Source organism: Acidobacteriota bacterium, assembly GCA_016208495.1.
Taxonomy (GTDB): Bacteria; Acidobacteriota; Blastocatellia; order Chloracidobacteriales; family Chloracidobacteriaceae; genus JACQXX01.
The window spans coordinates 1-24,243 of record JACQXX010000065.1; the positions used below are offsets into that span (position 1 = coordinate 1).

The window sequence follows — 24,243 nt, forward strand, 5'->3', positions numbered from 1 at the left end:
CCATTGCCTGGACATGTTCTACACGGTGATCGTTACACCACCGAACGATTTCAGATATGACGATGAATTCAACTTCTCGGAGATGCAAAGCGACCAGGTCTATAGCGACGGTTTCATCTGGCTGGCCGAAGGACCACAGGTATTGACCGTCGAACAACGGCTGTGCCTTGGGTTTACCACCGATCAACAAACGGCGGCGGGATGCACACCCGAAGTTAGAACGCTCTCCCCTGACGCCATTACCCGAGGCACAACCCGTGAAATGACCTTTGACGGACAATGCTTCGGCAATGATCCATCCAGAATTTCAATCAAGATTTTTCTTCCTACCGGAGAGGAAGCGATGAATCGAGAGGTTGAGGTTCTCGATCACACGAAAAGAATTTCTCCTAATGGGGATCAGTTGAAAGTGCAGTTCAGCGTTGATACCGCCGCTCCAATTGGCACCATGGAGATGCCATATACCGCGCTCCTGACGTTTGAGACGGGAGTGGAATTCCCGAAGTATTTTCGAGTGATTGATAAAAAAGTGACCATTGAGCCTTTCCCAGGTGTACCACTGAACGGCATTTACGATGTTACTTTGAAAAGCCAGCAGGAAACTCCAACCGATGTCTTCAATGTTGAGGTGAAAATCATCACTCAAAGCGGCGCTGGATTGGCTGAATTTGATAATGGTGGAAGCGCCCAGGAAATCAGGTTCACCGGAAATCAATTGCGGACGGTCCGAATCCGTGGTACCCGAGTCAGTCTCCGTCCTTTCGATCTGAAATTGGAAGTTCGGGAAAAGCTCTTGTTCGGCCAGGGTCCTGAACAAGATTCAAAACCCTTTACGGTCATCAAGTTTATCGTAAACCAGGTTGGGTTCGCCGGAGGCCATCAACTCCTGGTCTGGGATGATTCGGACCATCCGCCAATCCCGAATGACGGGAACGAACCCAATTGGGAACGAAACGGCAACCAGGAAAACTCAAAAGCCGCCTACAATTACACCAACACCCCACCCGTTTCAGATCAGGAAGTCAAGATCTTTGCCCAACTGACCACTGAGCCGCCGAACATCTTCAGCTTTGGTCAAATTCCAGCAAAAGCACGGGTGGTTCGGGCGGATGCTCCCAGTACTCCATTGGGAACCGCCAAGGGAGTTCAACTTGGAGTGCTTGGCACGCGACTTCCCAATGACACAAAAGACCCCAATGGGTTTCCAGTGCGAGACTTTTTTGTCCTGGATCGAACCAGACTGGAGCGGTCAGGTCAGGGAGTCAAAGCCGGCAGATACAATCTTCTCTGGCAGGTGTCGTATGAAAAGGATTCCAAAGGCGAGGACATCTGGATTCCATTCAGCGGACGCCTTGACTCAGATTCGGCGCAAACTGGGCCGCATATCATTTATTGGACGTATCGTGACCCGAAACCAACCCCATTTGTGGATCCATTGAGTGAAACCGGGATTCAAAACAACCAGCTTTTTGACCGGGCTTTGGAATGGGGGTGCGGACTCGTCGCTGGCGGGATAGACAATGCACAAAACCAATCTGAAACACCAATTAAAGATCTGACTGCGCTTCTGGATAAAATCACGAAAGAAGTAGGAAAAAGCATTCAGCTTCAATCTACAAATCAGACGTTCGAGAGACACCCTTTGGAAATTACTAATTTCAATAATAGATTGGGGGGGAGTTCAAATCACGCCGTGCTTCTGAGTGGGCTTTTGAAGAGTATTGGAATCAATGCCCAGCCGGTCTATATCTGGTACGGCAAGCAAACCATTCGCCATCTTTATACCTACATCAAAGACCCTTCCAGAAGTGATGGCGGGCGGAAGTTGGTCACGTTTCAAGTCAAGCGTCCAGCCAATGATAATGTTGAGGAGAATCCACATTTTGATTACTTTACCTATGTGGAAATCTTGGAAATAACACCCAAAATCTCCATGTTCTACGATCCATCTTATGGCACCTTCGATGGCGAACCTCGCGGAGAACCGGTGTTGTTTAAGTTTTCGGAATTTCGATTCCATGAATATATGGACGATCAGGGAAGGCTCTTTACCAATTTCCAAACCGGCTTTAACAATGGGTTGACCGGAATACGGCTTCCTTTGAACACCACCATTAGCCAGGAGAGCATTTGTGAACACGGGGAGAATGCCGGGTTTGTTTCCCAGATGCCGAATGCACCACTCACGGTAAAATCCGGCCAACGATTTCAGGTGAAAATCACGATGCGAAACACTGGTGGAGTGCCGTGGAAAGCTACCAGTCAAGGATTTCCGATTCTGGAACCTGTTCAATCACCCGATTTGCCACCAAATTCCTGGGGGTCGTCAGTCCAGAGTCGAATACCCCCGATGATTCTTCCCGGTCGTGATCACACCTTTGACTTTGAGGCCGTCGCTCCAAAAACCACCACTCCTAAAGAGTATTCGTTTGAGTGGCAAATGCTTGATACCCGAAGCAATATCGAATTCTTTGGAGAAAAGACACCTAAGATTCTTATCCGGGTTATTCCATAAATGGTAGAGAAACTGTTGTTTCAGGCAGAAAGGAAAGAAGTTATGCCAATTTTAAAGAACTTTGCAATTATTATACTAGGGTTGATATTTATATCTCAAACTGATCCTAAGCAAAGCTATCTCCAGATCCACTCAAATGAACATTTAAAAACACTATCAAATCAGTTGATAGCCTATATCAAAAGCCAAGAAGGAGAAGTAATTCTCATAAGGCAAGACATAGAATCAACTTCCCAAATTCGCTCGGTTGTTGTTCAATCATTTGAAGTTAAAGAATATTACCTCTACATTGGAGTGAGTTTTTATGAAACTCAGGAACAAGCAACAGGAAGATTTCATCATTCAATCAGAACTGGGAGAGATAGTGAAGGATATATTTTAACAAACTTTGGCGATGAAGCGCGAGGGTGGAATGATGGCGTTGTTATGGCAAGACGGGGAAGTGTTTTTGTCAATCTGGCTGTTCATTTGAAACCAGATTCTTCGCAATCTCGCCACCAACCCTTAACGGAAGAGGAAAAACAAGCCAAAGAGGAGCTTGAATACCAGCAATCACAAGAAGCCTATAACCAGTTGATGAAAGAGCCCTGGGTTCAGTCAACGACTCTGCCGAAACGTGTTCCGAATTATTCGCCGGAACACAAGCTGGCCCAACAGTTTGCTAGGTATGTGCTGGATTTTATGGACCAATATTCAAAAGATCAAGGCCAACGATAAGTAAACAAAGTATTTAAATGGATATTCGATAAGGAGGGGTTAAAATGAACTGGTTCAAAAGTTTATGGTTTGTATTTGTGGTCGTTTTGTTTGTGCAGCCAATGATTATGGCACAAAGTCTTGTCAATTACTGTAGTTCAGGGTTAAAGAATCTTCCTGTTTCTGGACAAGTCGAAGCACAAGAAAGAGTTCCAGAGGGAGATCCGTTGAAAACTCAGGAAATTCCCAATATCAAGCAAGAATCCAACCTTAGGTGGGTTTATTATGAAACGGACAATTTCGAATTTAAAATTGATGTTGAAGTGTTTGGAACCCCTAAATTGGCAAGGAAAAGCTACCAAAAGTATCTTCGATTGAATCGAGAATATGGTCTAACCGATATACAATTGCCGGATCTTGGTAATGAAGCAAATGGCTGGCCTGATTTGCAATTCCCAATTCTTTACTTTAGAGAAAAAAATCTTGTTGTGATTGTCAAACCCTATCACTCAAGAGGCGGATTCTCACATGGAAAAAGTGTAAATCAAATTTGCCCTGAACCCATTGATATGAAAGTCCCTTATGGCGCTTGGCTGCAAATTGGTCAACAGTTCGCCAAACATTTTTGGAACTATCTCAAGCGACAAAACGAGGAAGGGAACATCCCCTTTATTCAAAGACAAGTAATAACGGATTATTCTGTGAATAGAAAAGAGATTAGAACTATTTTGCCTGGAAGAATGAGCTTTCTAATTCGAATAACTGAGCTTCCTACGGTATCGTCCGCAGCAAATTCGATTGAGCACCATACAGATTATGATGGGCCGACAAAACCAGCGGAAATAATAAAGAATACGTTTGTTGATGAGGCTAAAATCCAGCCATCTATAGGCGGCATCTGCACCAGGACGGAAAACATAAGATGTTGTATTTATTCAGCGATTATGGACAAAAATGATGATCCTATATTCAATTTGGATTATTCAAAAGATTTAATTCCGTATGTGTTGGAATTTATTAAGGAAAAATCGAAGTAAATTTTAATTGGCAAAACCGAAAGAGGAAAACAATGGTTAGAAAATCTTTCTTTGCAGGAAGTTGTGGAATTTTTTTTCTGATCCAACTGACGGTTTTTGGAACACCATTACCCCAACACAAAAAACAAGAGGCAGGAACCACACAAGCCGCATCCGTTCCGCAGCAGGTCGTGTATTTTCAACTCTTTCGCCAGGTAGCCGCGCTGGAAGCCAAAGCGGTTGAGTCTCCGGCCAATGCCGACAAGTACCGCGCCGTTTACCGCAATCTCGCCGGACTGACCGACGCCCAAAACGCCGTCCTACTCAAAACCGCCGTAGACTGCACCCGACAGGTAGACACGCTCGACGCCCGTGCCAAAACCATCATTGCCAGTTTCAGGGCCCAATTCCCAAACGGTCAAATTCCGCAGGGGAAAACGCTTCCACCTCCACCTCCGGAATTGCTGCAATTGCAGAAAGACCGGGACGCTACGATTTTGCGTTTCCGCGATCAACTCCGAACGGCTTTCGGAGAAGCCGCGTTCGCCCGGTTTGATTCCTTTGTTCAGGGAAACATCGGCGGCAAAATGATGGTTTCAAAACCCCAAGTTAAAACATCATAAATAAATGACTTGCCCCAGGTTGAGTTCAGAGTTTCCGCCTTCAGGCGGACAAACCAGACTCAAGCGTTTTTCTCCGTTTACCTTGAATCTGGAACACAAAACCCGCCTAAAGGCGGAACTCTGAACTTTTTTTCTGGTGAGGATTTCCTTGGGCTACCTGGAGATGTGAACGCCAATCCCTTCCAGAACTTTGTACCCCAATATTGAAAGCAGCACCAAACCGCCGATCACCAGCAACGCCGGTCCAAGCCACCGAACCAGGTTGTTGTCTGGGGATGTCGCCGGCATCGTGGCCAGAATATTTTCTTCGGGTTCATCTAAATCTGGTTTTACTTCCGGGACCAGTGGCATTGCCTCTGGTTTTTTGTCGAACGATTGGGCGTAACTCGTTTTCCGGTGGTTGAACCCAGGCGATAACAGCGAAAGTACCGAAGTGTCTGAGTCATCGGCTGAATATCCAGATGCTGCACCCGCAAGCATTCGGGCGGCGGCGAGGGCTCTCCGGAAATCGTCCGCCAGTTCCTGGGCGGTCTGATGACGGCGGCGGGGTTTTTTATCAATCGCTTTGCGAACGGTCACTTCAAGCAGGGCCGGGACATTGGCTCGAAATTCTTTCAGGAGCGGAGGATTTTCTGAAATTTGCCGACAAATCAGGGCTTCTCGGCGGCCACCTTTAAACGCGGGTTGGCCGGCAATCATTTCATAACAGATGAGACCCAGAGCGTAGATATCCGCCCGAGCATCAATCGGGTCTCCCAACGCCTGTTCCGGCGCCATGTACTGCGGCGTTCCAAGAATTGAATCTGAACTGGTTTGAATCGTCGGGTCCTGACAGGTGTCGTCACGGTGGGCAATGCCAAAATCCAGCACTTTCACCGTTTCCGAGTCACCAGAACCGATCAACATGATATTTTCCGGTTTGAGATCGCGATGGATAATGCCTGACGAATGGGCTGCCGAAAGCCCATCCGCAATTTGACTGCAAATCGAGGCAATTCGATCAAACGAGAACCGCTCGTCTTCGGCCAGTGTCTGTTTCAAGGTTCGGCCATCCAGCAGTTCCAGCACCATATAATCGCGGCCCTGGTGGGTGCCGACCAGTTTGACTTTCACGACATTCGGATGGTCCAGTTTCATCAGGATATTGGCCTCACGGCGAAACCGTTTGGCAGCATTCCGATTGGCGGCATATTCGGGCAACAGCAATTTCACCGCCACTCGCGATCCATCCTGGTTGGTGGCTTCATAGACCCGGCACATCCCGCCCTGGCCAAGCAATCTGGCCACCTGCCAGCGGCTATCAAGGGTCTGGCCGATTAACGGATCTTTTAGTTCCCAATCGGCGGAATCCTCGGTCCATTCTTCAAAATCCCTTGTGGTCATGATCAATCCTAAGAAAGTGCCTTCCTAAAATACCAGGACATTTTTAACCACGAAACACACGAAAGACACGAAAAAGATCAAATACTGAAACCAGTCAGTAGTCAGTGGTCAGTAGTCAGTAGTTCACTAACTCCATTTCCTTGAGTCACTTGACGGTTCACTCATACAAGCACTTCATTCCAAAATAGTAGTACCAGATTCAATTCTGAGTAAGCCACTGACAAGATCCGCACACTGTTTTATCGTGCGCACCTTGGGTTAGAAAACAGTTAAATAATTCGATCAGATAAACTTAGTGAACTACTGACTACTGACTACTGACTACTAACTGGCATTATTTGAACATTTCAGGGAACGTCCCTGATGGATTGCCATGCTTGAGGCTTTTCAAGAGAACGCGTCCAATTTCGTCATCAACTTCCTCAGGCACTGCCGGGCGGATTCCCTCCAGGCGCAAGGCTCGAATATTTTGAACTGATGGTTCATTGCCCATGGCAACGGAAATTTTCATTCGCAGGGTCGGCACCTGAGACGCCATTGTTCTCGGAACCGTAATTGCCGGCCAGGCCGGCCAGAGTGTGGAACCCGATTGTACCGGGAACCATTTATCAAACAGCATTAAGGCGCACATTTCGGTGTATTGCAACACAACTGACCCTGGCCGACGCTCGCCACAACATCCGATGGCACCTGCCAGAATCAGGGCTTTGGCAATGGTCGTTTCAGATGACACGGGAATTTGCAGCGGTTCAACCCGTGCCAGGACAGTCCCCTGCAAACTCACGATGCCTCCCCACAGCAGTCCATCAATGGAGGCCACAGATGTTAAAAAGGGTTCGAATTCTTTCATATGCTCCTCACCATTGAAAAAGAAGACCTGTGTCCGTGATTCCGAAATGATTTCGATTAAGTACCACGTCATTGAATTATTGAGAAACTGGTTTTGGTAAGTGCTTGATTTTTTTCGTGGTTTTCGTGTATTTCGTGGTTAATATGCCTGGAAAGTTTTTGGTGGTGATTTCACCTGGAGGTAGTCATGCCGATCAATGGGGATCTTGCGGATGTCAGCGTGTCGGCGTTGTTGGCGCTCATGGTGGAAAACGCCCGCCCATCTCGGCTGGTCATTACTTCAGGTCAGGGAGAGTTTGTCATTTGCCACGATGGGACAACTTTTGTGGATGCGTCCTGTGAAGATGAAGAAGGGCTCACCGCCCTTATGAAAGCCGTGGTGCTGACAACCGGGCACTTCATCCTGGAAAAAGAAACCCGGTTAGTTCCCAAAACCATTTTTGAATCTCAGGAAAATATTCTTCGGGCGGCACGAACTGCCGCCAGTGACCATGCCTCCAAAATGGCGGCGGATCCCCACCACTGTTTTGTCAATGAGCTGTGTCGCCTCAAAGGCGTTCATTCGGTCATTTTAGCCGGTCGGGATGGTACGCAACTGGCAGCCGGCGGAACCGTGAATGCCGAAAATGCCTCAACCGCGTCACTTGTCGGCGCCTTTCTGGTGCATTCCCTTTCCGAATCCATCACGGTTGGTGCCGGGAAGTTTCTCACGGCGTCATTTCAATATAAAACTGAGCGGTTATCGGTGTTTGTGGAAAAGAATTTTATCGTCCTGATTACTTCAATGACGAAGCTTTCTGAACACCAGCTCCTGACGCATCTGGTGGACGCCATGAAGATCCTGTTCGAACGTATTCGCCCGGTTACTCCAAAACAAACCTGAACGTCAGTCTCCCGATAAACTTACAGTTCATTCCATTGTATTGTGGCGGTCTGAATTTCCATCGTTTGGCCGCATCCAAACTCGCGGCGTGAAAGATCGGAGAGCCAGAGATCACTTTCGCCGATTCAACCCGGCCATTTGTTCCAACAACCATTTCCACCACGATCACCCCAGTTATTCCAGATTCTTTCGCAATCGGCGGATATGCCGGTGCCACGCGATCAATGGCGGATGAGCGCAAAAACAATTCGCTCACTGATTGGGGCCCCACATTTGGATTGGGCTGGCCATTTGGGGATGCTGGCCCAGGTGCACCAGGCCGGCTGGGGGCAGGAGAATCTCCTTTTTCGTCAAACGCCACGTTTAGACTGCCATCATATACACTTGAATTGCCCGGATGCACCGGTTCGCCACCAATTTTGCCTAAATCAATTCCCTGAGCCACCTTTTGAGCCGGGTTGGGACTGGTTCCAGGTGGTGAGTTGAGAACTTCCGGGGAAACAACTGGAGGTTCAAAAACGGTCGGGGATTCAGTTTTTTCAGGGAGTTTCCAGTTTGGTTGCACCATGCGAGTTCCATCGCCTGTATTCAACACCAGCGGAGTACTCTGACGACCAGGAAGGGGAATTTTTCCCGAAGTGGTTCTCTCCATTGGGGAAAGGTAGTCAACTTCAACCCCACCGACAAGTACGGGGACTTCGAGGGCGATTTCGACGATTCTGACAATGCCAAACAGCAGAACGTACCCGCACAGACAAACACACGCAAATCTAAAGCGTCGGGTATTTTCTTGTGAAGCGCCGGCATCCAGTTGCTCCAAAAAAGAAAATCCGATCTGAGGTGCGGCTAATTTCGGCACGAAGTCGCGTGAGTCTGGTTTCATGGTACCTGGTCAGTGGTGACTGGTGCCTGGTTTTTCGAATGTTTTGAATCCTCAGCACCAGGCCCTGAGCCTTAAGCGTTGCGGGTTTGCCCCGCCTGTTGAAGGTACACCAGTTTGCCGAAATTTTCCTTCATTTTTTTAAACTGTACTACTTGGGGAGTCCGAGGGAAATAAGTACCTTACCGAAAATTCCAAGACATTTTGAACCACGAAACACACGAAATAGACGAAAAAAATCAAACACTTACCAAATCCAATATCTCAGAAAATTTATGACACTGCTTCTACCGGATTTTGTGTTGGGCCAGGCCGGTGTTGAAAATAAAGGACTTGTCAGTACCACCTGCGTGAGCGGGTGGGATTGGAAGCCATCTGACCCACCCACTGACGCGGGTGGTACTGACTTCCTGGCACTCCTGATTTGTCCGCAACACAAAATCCGGTAGAAACAGTTATGACAAGGTACTTAGAGCGTGTCGCAGAACTCTATGCCTGAAAAATAAGCACTTACAGCTTCTGCGCATTTTCCTCTTTGAATCCAGTCCCGAAAAATTGTGAAGGAGTCAATGAAATCATGACTAGGTTGAATTCGTAAGTGCTTTGCTCAAACCCTGAACCCTGGATGGCATTATTCGTACCTGAGCGCCACCATCGGATCAATTCGTGCCGCCCGACGGGCTGGCAGGTAACAGGCCAGTCGGGCCACGACCAGCAGCGTCAGCGACAACAGAATGTAGGTCGCCGGATCCGTGGGTTTAATTCCATAGAGGAGCGTCGTCAGAAACCGGCTCAGGACATAAGACCCAAGCAATCCAAGCAACACACCAATCACCGCCAGCCGCATGCCGTGCCGAACCACCAGCCCAATCACATCGCTGGTTTTTGCCCCAAGCGCCAGTCGAATGCCGATTTCCTGAGTGCGCTGGGTGACCGAATACGACATCACGCCATAAATTCCCAACACCGCGAGCACAATGGCGAGCACCGCCAGCAAGCCGAGCAATACGGCGTTAAATTGTGGCCGAGCCAGGGTTTCCGCAACCAGGGAATTGAGGGTTGTCACCGCACTGATGACCTGATCCTTATCAATCGCAAACACAATCTGTTGAATGCGTTTCACCAGATCGGTTTGTTGTGCCTGGGTGACTTCAGGTGACAGTTTGAGCATAAAGTCAGCGCGGAATTCAGCTTTTTGAAAGATCGGGGTGTAAATATCAAGCCGCGTGTCATCCCACTCGCGATACCGGACGTCTTTCACGACGCCGACCACCGACATCATTGGCGACTTTGAACCTGGTTTCCCAAATTGCAGTCGCTTGCCGACCGGGTTTTCACCGGGCCAGTAGCGTTTGGCGAATGACTCTCCGACAATCACGACCGTTGGCTGGTCTCCGCGATCAAATTCGGTGAAATCCCGCCCGGCGAGCAATGGAATTCCCAGGGTTTTAAAGTAGTTGGGGGAAATACACTCATAATTTGAATATGGGTTCTGGTCGTGTTCTTCGGGAGATTGGCCTTCGACGGTGAATGGATAATCCCAGCCGACGGTTCCTGAAAGCGGTCGTTGCAGGACCACACCCGCCGAAACGACTCCGGGAAGTTGCCGAACCTGATCCAGCGTCTTTTCAAAAAACTGTTTCTGGTCCTGGCTGGTCTGGTATTTGGCCTGTGAGAGCGGAAGTCGAAACGTCAGCACCTGCTCGGGGTTAAAGCCTGGATCCAGGTGTTGAAGCTGATGAAAGGTTCGTACCATCAACCCCGCCCCAACCATGAGCACCAGCGCCAGCGCAATTTCAGAAATCACAAACCAGTTGCGCAACCAGGTGCCCTGACTGGAGCCGGCGAGCTTGGCCGAGGTCTCACGCAACGATTCTTCCAGATTTGTGTTTGAAACCCGCAGGGCAGGGATCAATCCAAAAATCAGAGTGGTCAAACAGGAAACCAGCAGGGTGAACATGACAACTTTGCCATCAACCGAGACGGTTTGAATCCGGGGAATATCAACTGGTGCCAGCTTTTTCAACAGGTCCACGCCAAGCATGGCAATTCCAAGTCCGAGGGTGCCGCCAACCAGTGCCAGCATCAGGCTTTCAAACATCAACATTCGAACCAGTCTCCGCCGACTGGCACCGAGCAACACCCGCAAGGTCAGTTCTTTGCGGCGGTGTATCATCCGCACCAGTTGGAAATTGGCCACATTGACACAGGTAATCAGGAGCACCAGGAGCACCGCCCCAAGCAACACTTTCAGAGCAACACTGACTTTCCCAAAGACCGAATCCAGCAGCGGAATCATCGTCACACCATAGCCGGTGTTTTCCTTGGGAAACGATTGTTCCAGATTTCGGGCGATGCTGTTCATTTCCGCTTGAGCCTGTTCCAGCGTCACTCCCGGCTTGAGCTTGCCGATGGTGCGCATGACCCGAAAGGCCCGTGATTTCATCCAGGAGGAGCCGTAATGTGACAGTGGTCCCCAAACCTGAACTCCCTTGGGAAAATCAAATTCGGCGGGCATCACACCGACCACCACCACTGGAAAGTCATCAATCACCACCGTTTTTCCAATGACACCTGGGTCAGCTCCATAATATCGCTTCCAGAGTCCATCGCTGATGATGATTGTTGGCGGAGCATCGGGCTTGTCCTCTTCGGGCAGGAAATCACGACCCAGAGCCGGTTTGGCGCCAACCAGCGAAAAGAAATTGACGGAAACCGACGTCGTTTCAACCTGAACCGGTTCCACATCAGTCTTGAGCGTAAGGTCAAAGTTGACCGATGGCAAACCGGCCAGTTGTTCGAAAACCCGGTTTTGCTCGCGCCAATCCACAAAATTCGGGTAGGAAACCTCGACCTCCGGATGATTGCGCGACAGGTTGTTTTCCCAAACCCAGACGATGCGTTCCGGATCCTGAAAGGGCAATGGCCGGAGCAACACACCGTTCACAATGCTGAAAATAGCACTGGTGGCACCGATCCCTAATGCCAGCGCCAGCACCGAAATGAAGGTAAACCCAGGGTTTTTCATCAATATCCTGAGTGCGGTTTTGAGTTCCTGCCCAATTGTTCCAGTCATAGTTTTTAGCGAACTAGCGATCAAAAAGCGAGTAGCGAGTAGCAAGTAGCGAGTAGTCTGTACCGCCTGCGTCAGCGGGTGGGGTTTCTAAGTACCTTACCGAAAATTTCCAGACATTTTGAACCACGAAACACACGAAATACACAAAAAGAATCAAATACTTACCAAATCCAATATCTCAGGAAATTTATGACAAGGTACTTAACAGAAAAAGCCATTTGACCAGATTCACTCTGTCACAGTGTCATTTTGTCACCCAGTCACCCAGTCCCCTTGTCACCCAGTCCCCTTGTTCTCCTATTCCCCGCGCAGGACAGCAATCGGATCAACTTCCGTCGCACGGCGAGCTGGGAAATACACGGCAATGAGGGTTGAGAGAATGAGCAGAACGGAGATTCCGGCAAAGGTCCGCCCATCAAACACTGAGGTTGAAAAAACCTGGGAACTGAAGATGGGTCCAAACAGTTGCGAGAGTCCGATTCCAAGGGCCAGTCCAATGAGACAGAGCGTCATTCCCCGACGAATGACCTGTCTCAAAATTTGTTGCTGCGTGGCACCCATTGCCATTCGAATGCCAATTTCCTGCTGACGCTGGGTCACAAAAAAGGTCATGACGGCATAGACGCCCGTCAGTGCCAGGACCAGAGCCAGACCGGCAAACAGGTTGAACAGGAAGAGCATGAATCGGGTGCGACCATTGACCTGATCGGCCAACTGACGCAGGGTCAACACTCGATTGATCGGCACCACCGGGTCAATGTGCCGCAATTCCCGCCGAATGGCTGGAATCAAGCTTTCCGGGTTTTGGGTTGACCTCACAACCAGATTCATGCCAGCAACCGGAAGTGTTTCAGCCGGATTCACATAGGGGTAATACATTTCTTCGATTCCAGATTTGTCAAATCGGTCTTGGGCGACATCGGCAATGACACCCACCACCGTCAGCCAGGGCTTCTCATCACCAGTTTTGAGGCGTTTTCCAAGTGGATCTTCTCCCGGCCAGAAGCGACGGGCAAATGCCTGATTGACCACAATCACGTTGTGGTTTTCCCAGGTTTCCAGCTCTGAAAACGGACGACCTTTGAGGAATTCGATACCCAGAGCGCGGAAATATCCGGCAGTAACGACATTTTGGCGAATGAAGGGAATTTCCCCGGTTCGCGGGGTGGGTTGTCCCTCGATCAGAACCGGATCGGAATAAATCGGCCCCTTGAGCGGCGGCCCCTGAACTGCAGCGGCAGCCGTGACTCCTGGTATTGCCTGGAGCCGCTCAACGGCTGACCGGTAAAAGGCAATGCGTTGTTCGGCTTTGGTGTATCGGGCGCCGGGTAAAAACACATCCATCGTGAGCACCGGGTCCAGGTCATATCCAGGTTTGACTTGATTGAGTTTGACAAAGCTTTGAACCAGCAAGCCCGCCCCAACCATCAGCACAAATGCCAGGCTGATTTCGACCACGACCAGACCGTTTTGAAACAGCTTATGGCCGCTTTGCTGGGAAACCGTGGTGGACCCCTGTTTCAACGCTTCGATCAGATCAGTTTTGGTTCCAACAATGGCCGGCAGGACACCAAACACAATTGCCGCGACGGTCGTGACGCCCAGCGTGTACCAGAGAACCGGACCATTGATGGACACCGTGTTGAGTCGAGCCACCAGATCCGGGCTCAGTTTCACCAGGATTCCAAGGCTCAAATGGGCCGACCAGACGCCAAGGGCACCGCCAATGACGGCAAAGACGGTATGTTCGACCAGCAACTGGCGGATGATTTGCCACTGACTGGCGCCAATGGCGGTTCGGATGGCCAGTTCGCGTTCGCGTTGGGTGACGTGCGCCAGCAATAACCCGGCAACATTTGAGCAGGCAATCAGGAGCAAACAATCCACGGCCAGCACCAGCAGCCAGAGCGCCTGCTGCACATCTCGGGACACGACAAAATCGCGAAGCGGTTGAACTACTGACTGATAGCGGCTGTTGTGGGTTTCTGGAAATTCCTGTTTGATCAGGGCCATCACTCTGGCGGCATCTGATTTGGCCTGATCCAGCGTGATTCCCGCTTTAAGCCGTCCAACCACAAACAAATACCGCCCTGGGTTTTCACGCGCCGTCTGGTCATTCACCCGCATCGGGGTCCAGAGTTCAGCCGACCCAATGTTGGACTGTAAAAAGGGATTTGGGACAACGCCGATGACCGTGAAGGCAGTACCGCTCAATCGAACCTGCTGACCGATAATTGATGGCGAACTATGGAAGTGATTCCGCCAGAGTTGCTCCCCAAGGACAACCACTCGCGGCGCATCGGGGCGTTCGTCATCAGCCATGGGCACCCGTCCCACCAGCGGCGAAAGCCCCATGACGTCAAAGTACCCTCCAGACACGGTGGCCCCGGTGAGTCGGACGGGGTTGTGTTCGTCTTCCAGATTTGGATTCCAGTTAGACCCGGCGGCAATCCGTTCGAAAGCGGTTGATCGGTCGCGCCATTCGGCAAATGAGCGATAAGACACCGGGATGAGCCCTTCATCCGGGAGAGATTCCCGCAGGCCGACGATCCGGTCTGGCTCGCGATAAGGAAGCGGATTGATTAAAACAGCGTGTAAAATACTGAAAATAGCGGTGTTCGCACCAATACCCAGCGCAAGGGTCAATACAATGATGGCGCTGAATCCGGGCTTGCGGACAAAAAACCGCACGCTGGTCCGAATATCCAGAAAAATGTGATGCACTGTGTCACTCCCGAAATAGTAGACAGTATTGGAGATAAGTCACCAGGTCGTACCACCTGCGTGAGCGGGTGGGTTGCAGCAAATTCTTAACCCCGATACTGTCTCTTGAAAATGGCTTGAATGGAAAAAAATGAATTCAGGTCAAAGGTGCAATTGGTATTCCAAACCATGAAAAAGGAATTTTGGGAGTGCGCCGACGTGTCGTGGTAAGTACCTTGTCAGAAGTTTTCTGAGATATTGGATTGGGTAAGTGATTGATTTTTTTCCGTGTTTTCCGTGTTTTCCGTGGTTAAAATGTCTGGAAACTTTCGGTAAGGTCCTTATTCAATTTTGGCGGTGTTCCACGATTCAACCGAAGGTATACCAGCGACAAGTCGCTTCATACCAAAGCTGTGACAAGTCACAGCACTCCAAATTTTCAAATTTTCGGTTGCGGAGTGTTCGAATCTGGGACAAGGTTGTCGCAATTGGGCACACCGTTCATTTGAAAACCCCGCATCCTAAACCAATTTTTTACAGAAAAACTGTTTTTTGATTTCCAATTTTGACCTTTGATGGCATAACCACTCCAGGCCAATTTATTCCCAAAGTGAGACAATTGGTCATGAACCAAATTTTACATAATCGCCGCCAGTGGTTGTCCATGCTCTGTGGTGGGCTGGTTTCAAGTCTGACACCTGGCTGCCGGGCGGCTGATCTCAATCGCAATTCATCGTCTGGAACTTCGTCTGCAGTGATAGCTGAACCACTGAATGTGAATCCCAGGGACATTCTCAAACGCGTCATTCCCTCCAGCGGTGAGAAGCTCCCCGCCATTGGGCTCGGCACCTGGCAGACGTTTGATGCCGGCACATCCGAGGCTGAACGGGCGCCGCTGGGTGAAGTATTGCAAATGCTGGTCAAGTTTGGCGGGTCAATGATTGATTCATCCCCGATGTATGGCCAGTCTGAACGAGTCGTGGGAGATTTAACCGCCCAGCTTCAAATTCGCGACCGGTTGTTTTTGGCAACGAAAGTCTGGACTCAGGGACAACAGGCTGGCATTGATCAGATGGAACAATCCGCCCGCCTGCTTAAAGCCAAAACCATTGACTTGATGCAAATTCACAATTTGATGGACTGGCAGATCCACCTGCGAACGCTCCGTGACTGGAAGGCCAAAGGAAAAATCCGGTATCTCGGAATCACTCATTACACGGTTTCCGCATACCCGGACCTCGAACGCATTCTTCGATCTGAACCCGTTGATTTTGTTCAGTTTAATTATTCCATCCTTACTCGGGAAGCCGAATCCCGATTGCTTCCGCTGGCGGCTGAAAAAGGCGTGGCGGTGATCATCAACCGGGCGCTTGAGAGCGGGTCATTGTTTGGACGGGTGAAGGGAAAACCGCTTCCGGCCTGGGCCGCCGAAATTGACTGTGCCTCGTGGGGGCAATTTTTCCTGAAGTATGTTGTTTCACACCCGGCGGTGACCTGTGTCATATCGGGAACGTCCAAACCACACCATATGAAAGACAATCTGGGCGCAGCCTTTGGAAAGCTTCCCGATGAACCGACCCGCCGCAAAATGGTTGAGTTAATTTCAACCCTGTAGTTCCAGTTTAAAATCAGCGGAAACCAAAATTCACCACAGAGGGCACAGAGGAACACAGAGGCGAGGCACAATTGGTTTTTCTCTGTGTTCCTCTGTGCTCTCTGTGGTAAAAAAATGATGAAGCTGATTTCTCTCCAAAACTGAACCGGTCAAAGAAAGGTGGGTGTCCATGGGACGACTGAATGGAAAAATTGCTCTGGTAACCGGCGCGGCCCAGGGCATTGGCGAAGCCATCGCCGAACGCTTTGCCCAGGAAGGTGCCTATGTCTATGTCACTGATATTCAAGATGAACTCGGCACATCTGTCACCAACCGGCTTGCCCATCGTGCCACCTACCGACGGCTGGATGTTCGCAATGAAACCGATTGGATCCAGGTCACCGATGAGGTTGTGAGAGACAAAGGAAAACTGGACATCGTGGTCAATAATGCCGGCGTCACCGGGTTTCACGAAGATTTAGGCCCTCAGGACCCGGAACACGCTTCGCTGGAAAGCTGGCGGAAAGTCCATTCGACCAATTTGGAAGGTGTGTTTCTCGGGTGCAAACACGGGATTCGAGCCATGCGACCCGCCAAATCGGGTGTCATCATCAATATTTCCTCCCGTTCGGGTCAGGTTGGAATTCCCGGTGCGGCGGCCTATGCGTCGAGCAAAGGCGCGGTCCGAAATCATTCCAAAACAGTGGCGCTCTACTGTGCCGAACAGGGACTCAATATTCGCTGCAATTCGGTTCATCCCGCCGCGATTTTGACACCGATGTGGGATCACCTGCTTGGGCATGACGAACTTCGCGAACAACGAGTCGCCATGTTTACCAGTGACATTCCACTTCGTCGGTTTGGCCTTCCCCGCGAAGTGGCGGACGCCTGTTTGTTTCTGGCTTCTGATGAAGCTGCCTACGTTACCGGCATCGAGTTTGTGATTGACGGCGGGATCCTGGCCGGAGCCTCGGCCACACCAGAGAAAAAATAATACCAGTCAGTAGTCAGTAGTTGATGAGTCAGTAGTCAGAGCCCGGATCGTTGAGTCCGTCGAATTCTTGAAAAGAATTGTTCCTAACTGACTCAAATAGAACTAAATCCACTTGACAAGATTTCTCAATTCCCAACACTCGACTACTGACTACTGACTACTGACTACTGACTACTGACTACTGACTACTGACTACTGACTACTGACTACTGACTACTGACGATGACTGTCTGCAAAGTTGGTAAAGATCACTCGCGGCGGCGGGTCGTTCAAAATGTCTGGAACCTCGGTAACCGTTTGGAGCAATAGGGTTTCAACCAGTTCAACATTTGAGCCATACGCCACATTGACTGGAATTTGAATCCGGATGATATCGTCTGAAAGCGTCCAGTTGACCAGTTGCCCGGTAATAAAGGTTTTGTTTGGAATCACCAGTTCCTTGCGGTCAAAGTCGAGGACAAACGTGGCCCGAGCGCCGATCCGGGTCACCGTCCCCGTGACCGACCCCACGGTGATGATGTCACCAACGCGCATGGGGCGTTCAAACAGTAAAATGATTCCTGACACAAAATTGGCAAAAATTTCTTGCAATCCAAACCCCAGACCCACTGAAAACGCCGCCGCCAGCCATTGGACTTTCGACCAGGTGATCCCAATCTGGCTGAGCGAAAAAATGACACCGACCAGGGTCAGCACGTAGCTGGTCACCGCCGAAATGGCATATTTGACACCGGCATCGAGGGGTAATTTGTTCAGAAGCGCCAGTTTAAGCAATGTCGGGATGTTTTGAACCGCTCCATACGTTACAACGGCAATGGCCAGGGCAATAATCACATCCAGCACCGTGGTCGGGTTGCGCAGTTCAACCATTTTTGAGGTTTGTGACCCATCTGAAGCGGTGAGTGTCTGGCTGATGGGTTCGGTATATGACCACAATTCGATCCGGTTCAAGGTTTTAAAAATCGGGAAAAACTCAAACCAGATATACCCAACCACCACCACCGCGCCGAACACCGCCACCGCCTGAACCAGATTGTAAATCTGATCAGTGAGGATTAAGGGCGAAACCTGGGCTTCTTCTGGTTTGACCGAGCGTTCCTGGGGCGGGGTGGAGGGGGCGTCACAGGATGGTTTTTCAAGCCTGCGTTGGGAACTCCAGGTTCGTAACAAGGCGCGCAAGATACTGAAAAATAGCACCACGGCAACGGTGGCTTCCGCTTTGCGGCTCAAATTCCAGGCTGTATAGGTAAACCCCAGGATGGCAATCAGGCCAATCAGGAGCGGAAGTGAAACCACACCCCAGCACAAGAGCCAGCTTTTCCACACTTCCCATTTACCTGGGTCCGTTTCAGTTTCCGCGGGGAGTTCGGCAGGGCGAAAGATTTGGTACAGGGATGTCGCCAAAACGATCAATGCCACCAGGAAGGGAAGCCGCCCAAGGGTATCGTCGGAAACTTCGATACTGTTCATTCCAAATGCCGCCGCCAGAAAAAACGCCGGGAGCACCACGACGATCATGCGTCGCATTTGGGCCCGAATCAAAGCGCTCCATTCGGGGAGCCAGCCCAGATGGGTTTCCCCAAGTCCGGATTTACAGGCGTAATTGCGGATCAACTGGCACAGAAAAAGCGGACCCACAATCGCCCCAATACCTAAAGACAGTTTGGTTGAAACCGGTGACCCCTGGGCAAAGAGGTTGAGCCGTAGCGCGACCGAAAACATGATCACCGGCCAGATCAGGGCGTTGAGAAACACCAGAAAATACAAGCCGACAATATCGGCAAAGGGTGTGTTAAAGCACCAGGCGACTGAATCCTGTTCGCCGAGCCGGATCTTGCGTCCTAAAAAAGTTTGAACGAAGAGCAGCAATCCAATTCCGGCCAGGATGAAGAGGCTGGTCAATGGATCTTGCAAAAACCCCTTCCAGACAATGCCGGCTTCGTGTTTCCAAAACTGCGAATTGAGATTGCTCCGAATTGTGCTGGCGGCCTTGAATAAATCATCTGCTTTGAGCGGTGGCACGCCCCGAACCCAGAGCACATTTTCATTGATGTAATCAAGATAGCGGCGGGTATCGAGGATCAACCCCCGTTCTTCGGAATCCAGGCTGACCAGTTCATCAAAATAGGAGCTGTAATCGTCGGTTACCTGTTCCAGCAGCCGGGACCGGGTCAGAAATAAATTGCGGATCGCCGCTTCAATGGCCGGCTGCTGCCTGGCGGGCAGTGGATCAAGTTTGAGCAAGGTCACCTGAACCAGCGGCTCAATGTCAGTGGTGGGGAGGGTTTGTTCACTGCATTCAAAAAGTTGGGTTTGAACCGATGAAATCAGGGACTGTCGCAACTGGATATTTTTCTCCAATTGGGGAATGGTGGGCAGTTCCGCGCGTTTTCGCAACAAGAGCATTCCGACCGAGTTGGTCAATCCCGTGGTCGCCACCCGGCTCACCAGCCGATCAAAGTCCGCCGTTAACAGCTCTCGCTTCTGTTTCAACTGGTCAAGCGTATGTTTGGTTTGTTCGCTGGCGACAACCACACTTGTGGGCCCGGTCCGCAAACTGGCCAGGGCAACATTGACTTCGGCCAGTGACCGGAGTCCAGGGTGTACTTCGACGACTTTTTGTAAATCGGCCTGGGTTTGCTGGAGGGTGAGTTCGGCCTCGGTCTGACGGCTGGTGGTCAGTTTTTCACGCCAGCTTTTGATTTGTTGTTCGAGTTGGGTGATTTTTCGGGCTTCGAGGTCATAGCGCAGTTTGGCAATTTTTTCGGCCTGATCGAGTCCGGCCAGTTCGTCTTCGAGGGCTTCGACTTCGGCCAGGATTGCTTTTTCGGTGGCGGCATTCAGATACCGGAGGGCGGTATTCTGGTCATCACCGCCATCGAGCGGGCGCGTGGCCAGTTCCGTTTTTATTTTTCCTACCCTCGACTTTGCCTCCATCATCAGGCCCGGCAACAATCGCCGCCGCTCGGAAAGGGCAATGAGTTTTCGGGCCAGTTCGTTGACCACATCCTGATTGGAATTCAGGTCAGTGGTGGCTTTGGTCAGTACCTGATCAAGTTCGTCCGTGGTTGGCTGGTTTGACAAAGCGTAGTTCAGGGAGGGCAGCGGGCTATCCAGTTCTTTTTGGAGCGCCTGCAGAATCTGGGGGGCTGCCTGTTGTTCCCGCAGAAATGCCTGGGCTTTTTGCGTCCATTCCTCTGCCTGTTGGAGCTGAATGAGTGCCAGCCGATAGGTTTCAATAGATTTGGTTCGATTTGAATTTGTTCCAGGGTTGGCTTCCAGTTGCTTGATTCGATCTTCAATGACCGGCACGGTCGGATTGAGTTTGGCGGACGACAGTTGCGCCAAAACAGGCTGGCAGACAATCAGTACCATCCCCAGCCACAGGAACCCGTAGCACCAGTGCTGAAGACCTTTTCGAGTCAAAAACACCACACACCTCGCTTTTTAACCATGTGTCAACGCGTTGACAGTCACGTAAAAAACTGAATTCAAATGGGTTAACTGGGGAAACTCATCAAAGCATCGAATGAAAAATGAATCCTGGTGGAGAAACCTATCACTGAGTTTGAAAGAAAAGTTTGGCATAATCACAATTTGTATTGAAATCCTTGGATTAGAAAACAGTCAAGTGATTCAATCAAACAAACTTAGCAAGCGACTGATGACTGACGACTGACGACTGACGACAAATGGGTATAACTTTTTCAGGTCTTGATTGGATAGTGTAATTGTTCTTTGCTATTCTGCCGCCTGATTCAGGCCAATTTTTCCCCGCATTCAACCAGAATCTGATTGAAAAACATCTGGTAAGTACTCTGTCGTAAGTTTCCTGAGATATTGAATTTGGTAAGTATTTGATTCTTTTCGTGTTTTTCGTGTTTTTCGTGGTTAAAATGTCTTGGAATTTTCGGTAAAGTACTTAATCCCTTGAGCTGCTTTATACTGCCAGGTTGTCCCACTTCCTGGTCAGCTACCTGCTCCTATCAGGCTCCTTATGTTGACGCATCTGCTGCAATCACTTCGGATCCCAGTGGTGTACCTTCATTCTACCTTGAACATCGGTTGGGCCAACCAAACATTTCTTGAGTGGACCGGCTATGACAAAGCATCGGTTGAAGGCCAGCCGCTTGATGCTGTGTTGGGCAGGGTGATCTTTGCTCAGTTGGCCCAATACCTGCACAGCGGGTTGAGAGGCGAAACCCTTTCTTTTGAAGAATATTTGTCTCGAAATCATCATCAGGTTGAGCGAGTGATGGGCACCGTAACGCCTGAGCTTGATGCGGCAGGGACGGTTTTCGGCTTGAGCCTGATTCTGGAATCAGTCCATACCAGACCGGTGGCTCAGCCATTTTTGAACTATGCTGGACAGATGTTTGAATTGACCCAGGATCCGGTGTGCCTGATTGATCCAACTGATCAATTCCGGTTTGTCTATGTCAACAGCGCGGCCTGTCGGCATTTTGGACTTGCTGAACAGGATCTGCTGAAAAAAACGGTTCCAGATGTTGACCCTACTTTTTCTTTGGATAAATGCCAGTTCAAATTTGAATCCCTTGCTGAAAATGAACTGGCGATTTTGGAAACCACCCATGTCAATACCCAGGGAAAACAGATTCCAGTTGAAGTCTCGTGCAGTCTGGTTGAACTGGAAGGAAAACCGTTTAGTTTTTCGGTCATTCGCGATCTCACCGCCCGGATCAAAGCTGAGGAAGCGATTCGCCAGAATGAAAAAATCTTTCGTGAACTGGTTGAAAACCTGCCCGCTGGCGCAGTGTATATCAAAGGCAATGAAATCTGGTTTAATCGAGCCGTTGAACAGTTAACCGGATACTCCGGTTCGGAAATCAACACGCTTCAAAGCTGGTTTGAAACACTCTATCCGGGGCGTTCAAAGGAAGTGGAAGCACTCTACCTGACCGACCGGGCAAATCCATCACGCAAGCCGATCATTATTCCCGTCTGCCGAAAAGATGGCCAGATCAAACATATCGAATTTTCAGGTGTCAGCCTCGATGACCAGGAAATCTGGCTTTTATATGACGTCACTGACCACCTGGCCACCTCTCAGGCGCTGGTTGATCAAAATCAGTTGCTCCAGACCATCTTTGACCATTTGCCGGTGATGGCCGCGACTTTTGATGGCAGTGGGAACTTTCATAATGCGAATCGGCTGATTGAAGAAACCATCGGAAGTCGGTTCCAAGGGCTCTCCATCAACGAAATCATTGATGTGGTCTTTGAAGATCCTGAAACACGGCGCAAAGCCTTGGACTTTGCCACCCGAGGATCCACTGATTGGGAGTACTTCCAAATGAAGACTCGCAATGGAATATTGCTTGATACTGAATGGAAAATTTCGCGGCTTCCCAATGGCCTGAGTATAGGGATTGGCCGGGATGTAACCGAGCAATATAAAGCCTTTGACCAGCAGAAAGAACTTGAAGAACAAATGTGGCAGGCCCAAAAACTGGAAACGATAGGAGTGCTGGCTGGCGGCATCGCTCACGATTTTAACAACCTGTTAACCGCCATGCTGGGCAACGTGGGATTGGCCCTGCGCATACTGCCTCCAAATTCGCCGGCGGTTCGGAAAATGAAAGAGGTTGAACTGGCCATCCAACGGGCGGCTGACCTGACCCGACAATTACTGGCCTATGCTGGAAAAGGAAAGTATATCATCGAACCAATTGACCTGACGGCCCTGATTTCCAAAATGTCGCATTTGTTTCAGACGATTATTACCAAGAAAGCCAATTTTTCACTGAACCTGGTGGCTGACCTGCCTCCTATCCAGGCTGATGCTTCGCAAATTCAGCAGGTCATTATCAATTTATTGACCAATGCCTCTGAGGCGCTCGAAGAAAAAGAAGGCGAAATCCAGCTCAGCACCGGCCTGTGCACGTTGACCCGCTCAGAAATCAAATCCTTATTTTTTCAAGGAAATTTGCGCGAAGGTGAGTACCTGTACCTTCGCGTCAAAGACTCAGGCGCTGGGATTTCACCAGAGAACCTCCTCCGTATTTTCGACCCGTTCTTTTCAACAAAATTTACTGGGCGCGGGCTTGGCTTGGCCGCCGTGCTCGGGATTGTGCGCAGTCACAACGGCGGCATCCAGGTTTTTAGCCAGCCGGGTCACGGAACCGAAGTAACGCTTTATTTTCCAAAATATGAGATTTCATTTGAAACCATTCGTTCGAGTAAAACCCCGGCCTTTGATTGGAGAAGCTCGGGAACCATTCTGGTCATTGACGATGAAGCCGAAATTCGAATGTTGCTCAAGGATGTGCTCGAAGAACTGGGGTTTGATGTCCTGCTGGCTCAAAATGGAATGGAAGGTCTGGTGATGTTCGAGCAAAATCAGGACGACCTGAGACTTGTGTTCGTTGATTATTCGATGCCCAGACTGGGTGGCAACGAATTCGTGGCCGAAACCAAAAAACTGTCCAGAGTCCTTCCAGTTGTGTTGATGAGCGGATACGGTGAAGCTGAAATGGCAAAAAATTTGGATGCCAGTTCGAATGTGTATTTATTGGAGAAACCCTTCTCCGTCAACCGATTGACCGGATTTCTCCACAAAGTGCTCAAGGCGTGAATGAAGAATGAAGAGTGAAAAAAAGTGGTTAGTGGTTAGTGGTTAGTGGTTAGTACAAGTCCCCATAAATAGGGGATGGAATTTTGGTTCCTCCGAATTGGCTTCCGCCCGGATGGGCGCCGGACAATAGCCGGTGGTTTGCCGCTTTGGGCACACCACCGGATCTTTGGTCCGCAGTGGTTTGCGCCCGGATGGGCGCTGGAAGCTGGTTCGATCCCGGTTCCCGTGGGATTTTCGGTTTCTCGCTCACCACTCCTGTTCCAGCGTCCATCCGGGCGAAAACCAATGTTTCTGCCAGCGAGTGGTCGAATTTCATCCCCTATTTAACGTGAGTTCGACGTAAGAAAAACGAAAAAATAACCAACAACTCTCATTTTTGGTATCATTTACAAAATGAAAATTCGGTGGTGGACACCAAAAAGGAGAGTGTTGGTAT

At 49.9% G+C, this 24,243-nt stretch carries 16 protein-coding genes; 10 read left to right on the forward strand and 6 right to left on the reverse strand.

The genetic code is table 11. The features are described from left to right. The 4 genes from HY774_12155 to HY774_12170 form a co-directional block, all read left to right on the forward strand. Nucleotides 1–2,515 (forward strand): hypothetical protein (locus HY774_12155; GenBank protein MBI4749236.1); only part of this gene is annotated, 2,515 nt, incomplete at its 5' end. Nucleotides 2,516–2,557: 42 nt separating this feature from the next. Beyond that, nucleotides 2,558–3,232 (forward strand): hypothetical protein, encoded by a 675-nt coding sequence (locus tag HY774_12160; protein MBI4749237.1) that lies wholly within the window; start codon nucleotides 2,558–2,560, stop codon nucleotides 3,230–3,232. A 44-nt stretch (nucleotides 3,233–3,276) separates the two neighbouring features. Beyond that, entirely contained in the window at nucleotides 3,277–4,248 is a 972-nt protein-coding gene (locus tag HY774_12165; protein MBI4749238.1) for a hypothetical protein, read from the forward strand. Between the two features lie 32 nt (nucleotides 4,249–4,280). Then, entirely contained in the window at nucleotides 4,281–4,850 is a 570-nt protein-coding gene (locus HY774_12170) for a hypothetical protein (protein MBI4749239.1), read from the forward strand. Between the two features lie 153 nt (nucleotides 4,851–5,003). On the opposite strand, the gene HY774_12175 is transcribed toward HY774_12170, so the two are convergent. Both HY774_12175 and HY774_12180 read right to left on the reverse strand, forming a co-directional pair. Further along, nucleotides 5,004–6,233: a serine/threonine protein kinase gene (locus HY774_12175; GenBank protein ID MBI4749240.1), complete on the reverse strand. Its 1,230-nt coding sequence runs from the start codon at nucleotides 6,231–6,233 to the stop codon at nucleotides 5,004–5,006. A 334-nt stretch (nucleotides 6,234–6,567) separates the two neighbouring features. Next, a complete protein-coding gene (locus HY774_12180) occupies nucleotides 6,568–7,083 on the reverse strand; it encodes a hypothetical protein (GenBank protein MBI4749241.1) in 516 nt (171 codons plus the stop codon). Nucleotides 7,084–7,269: 186 nt separating this feature from the next. Between HY774_12180 and HY774_12185 the strand changes: the two genes are divergently transcribed. Further along, complete coding sequence (locus tag HY774_12185) at nucleotides 7,270–7,965, forward strand: DUF4388 domain-containing protein (GenBank protein ID MBI4749242.1); 696 nt, start codon at nucleotides 7,270–7,272, stop codon at nucleotides 7,963–7,965. On the opposite strand, the gene HY774_12190 is transcribed toward HY774_12185, so the two are convergent. Beyond that, nucleotides 7,946–8,848 (reverse strand): TonB family protein, encoded by a 903-nt coding sequence (locus HY774_12190; protein MBI4749243.1) that lies wholly within the window; start codon nucleotides 8,846–8,848, stop codon nucleotides 7,946–7,948. The two genes, HY774_12185 and HY774_12190, sit on opposite strands and share 20 nt — an antisense overlap. 272 nt (nucleotides 8,849–9,120) lie before the next feature. On the opposite strand from HY774_12190, the gene HY774_12195 reads away from it, so the two are divergent. Continuing rightward, complete coding sequence (locus tag HY774_12195; GenBank protein ID MBI4749244.1) at nucleotides 9,121–9,294, forward strand: hypothetical protein; 174 nt, start codon at nucleotides 9,121–9,123, stop codon at nucleotides 9,292–9,294. A gap of 182 nt (nucleotides 9,295–9,476) precedes the next feature. Here HY774_12195 and HY774_12200 read toward each other — a convergent pair whose 3' ends face one another. Together HY774_12200 and HY774_12205 are read right to left on the reverse strand one after the other, a co-directional pair. Next, a complete protein-coding gene (locus tag HY774_12200; protein ID MBI4749245.1) occupies nucleotides 9,477–11,921 on the reverse strand; it encodes an ABC transporter permease in 2,445 nt (814 codons plus the stop codon). Nucleotides 11,922–12,218: 297 nt separating this feature from the next. Next, nucleotides 12,219–14,645: an ABC transporter permease gene (locus HY774_12205; GenBank protein MBI4749246.1), complete on the reverse strand. Its 2,427-nt coding sequence runs from the start codon at nucleotides 14,643–14,645 to the stop codon at nucleotides 12,219–12,221. 604 nt (nucleotides 14,646–15,249) lie between these two features. Between HY774_12205 and HY774_12210 the strand changes: the two genes are divergently transcribed. Both HY774_12210 and HY774_12215 read left to right on the forward strand, forming a co-directional pair. Next, nucleotides 15,250–16,239: an aldo/keto reductase gene (locus tag HY774_12210; protein MBI4749247.1), complete on the forward strand. Its 990-nt coding sequence runs from the start codon at nucleotides 15,250–15,252 to the stop codon at nucleotides 16,237–16,239. 169 nt (nucleotides 16,240–16,408) lie between these two features. Next, nucleotides 16,409–17,212, forward strand: coding sequence for a glucose 1-dehydrogenase (locus tag HY774_12215; protein ID MBI4749248.1), 804 nt, complete (start codon nucleotides 16,409–16,411; stop codon nucleotides 17,210–17,212). Between the two features lie 213 nt (nucleotides 17,213–17,425). Here HY774_12215 and HY774_12220 read toward each other — a convergent pair whose 3' ends face one another. Next, nucleotides 17,426–20,638: a mechanosensitive ion channel gene (locus HY774_12220; GenBank protein ID MBI4749249.1), complete on the reverse strand. Its 3,213-nt coding sequence runs from the start codon at nucleotides 20,636–20,638 to the stop codon at nucleotides 17,426–17,428. A gap of 571 nt (nucleotides 20,639–21,209) precedes the next feature. On the opposite strand from HY774_12220, the gene HY774_12225 reads away from it, so the two are divergent. Together HY774_12225 and HY774_12230 are read left to right on the forward strand one after the other, a co-directional pair. Beyond that, nucleotides 21,210–23,807 carry a PAS domain S-box protein gene (locus HY774_12225; protein ID MBI4749250.1) on the forward strand — a complete coding sequence of 866 codons (2,598 nt, stop codon included), beginning with the start codon at nucleotides 21,210–21,212 and terminating at the stop codon, nucleotides 23,805–23,807. Between the two features lie 75 nt (nucleotides 23,808–23,882). After that, complete coding sequence (locus HY774_12230; GenBank protein ID MBI4749251.1) at nucleotides 23,883–24,134, forward strand: hypothetical protein; 252 nt, start codon at nucleotides 23,883–23,885, stop codon at nucleotides 24,132–24,134. The last annotated feature ends 109 nt before the right edge of the window (nucleotides 24,135–24,243 follow it).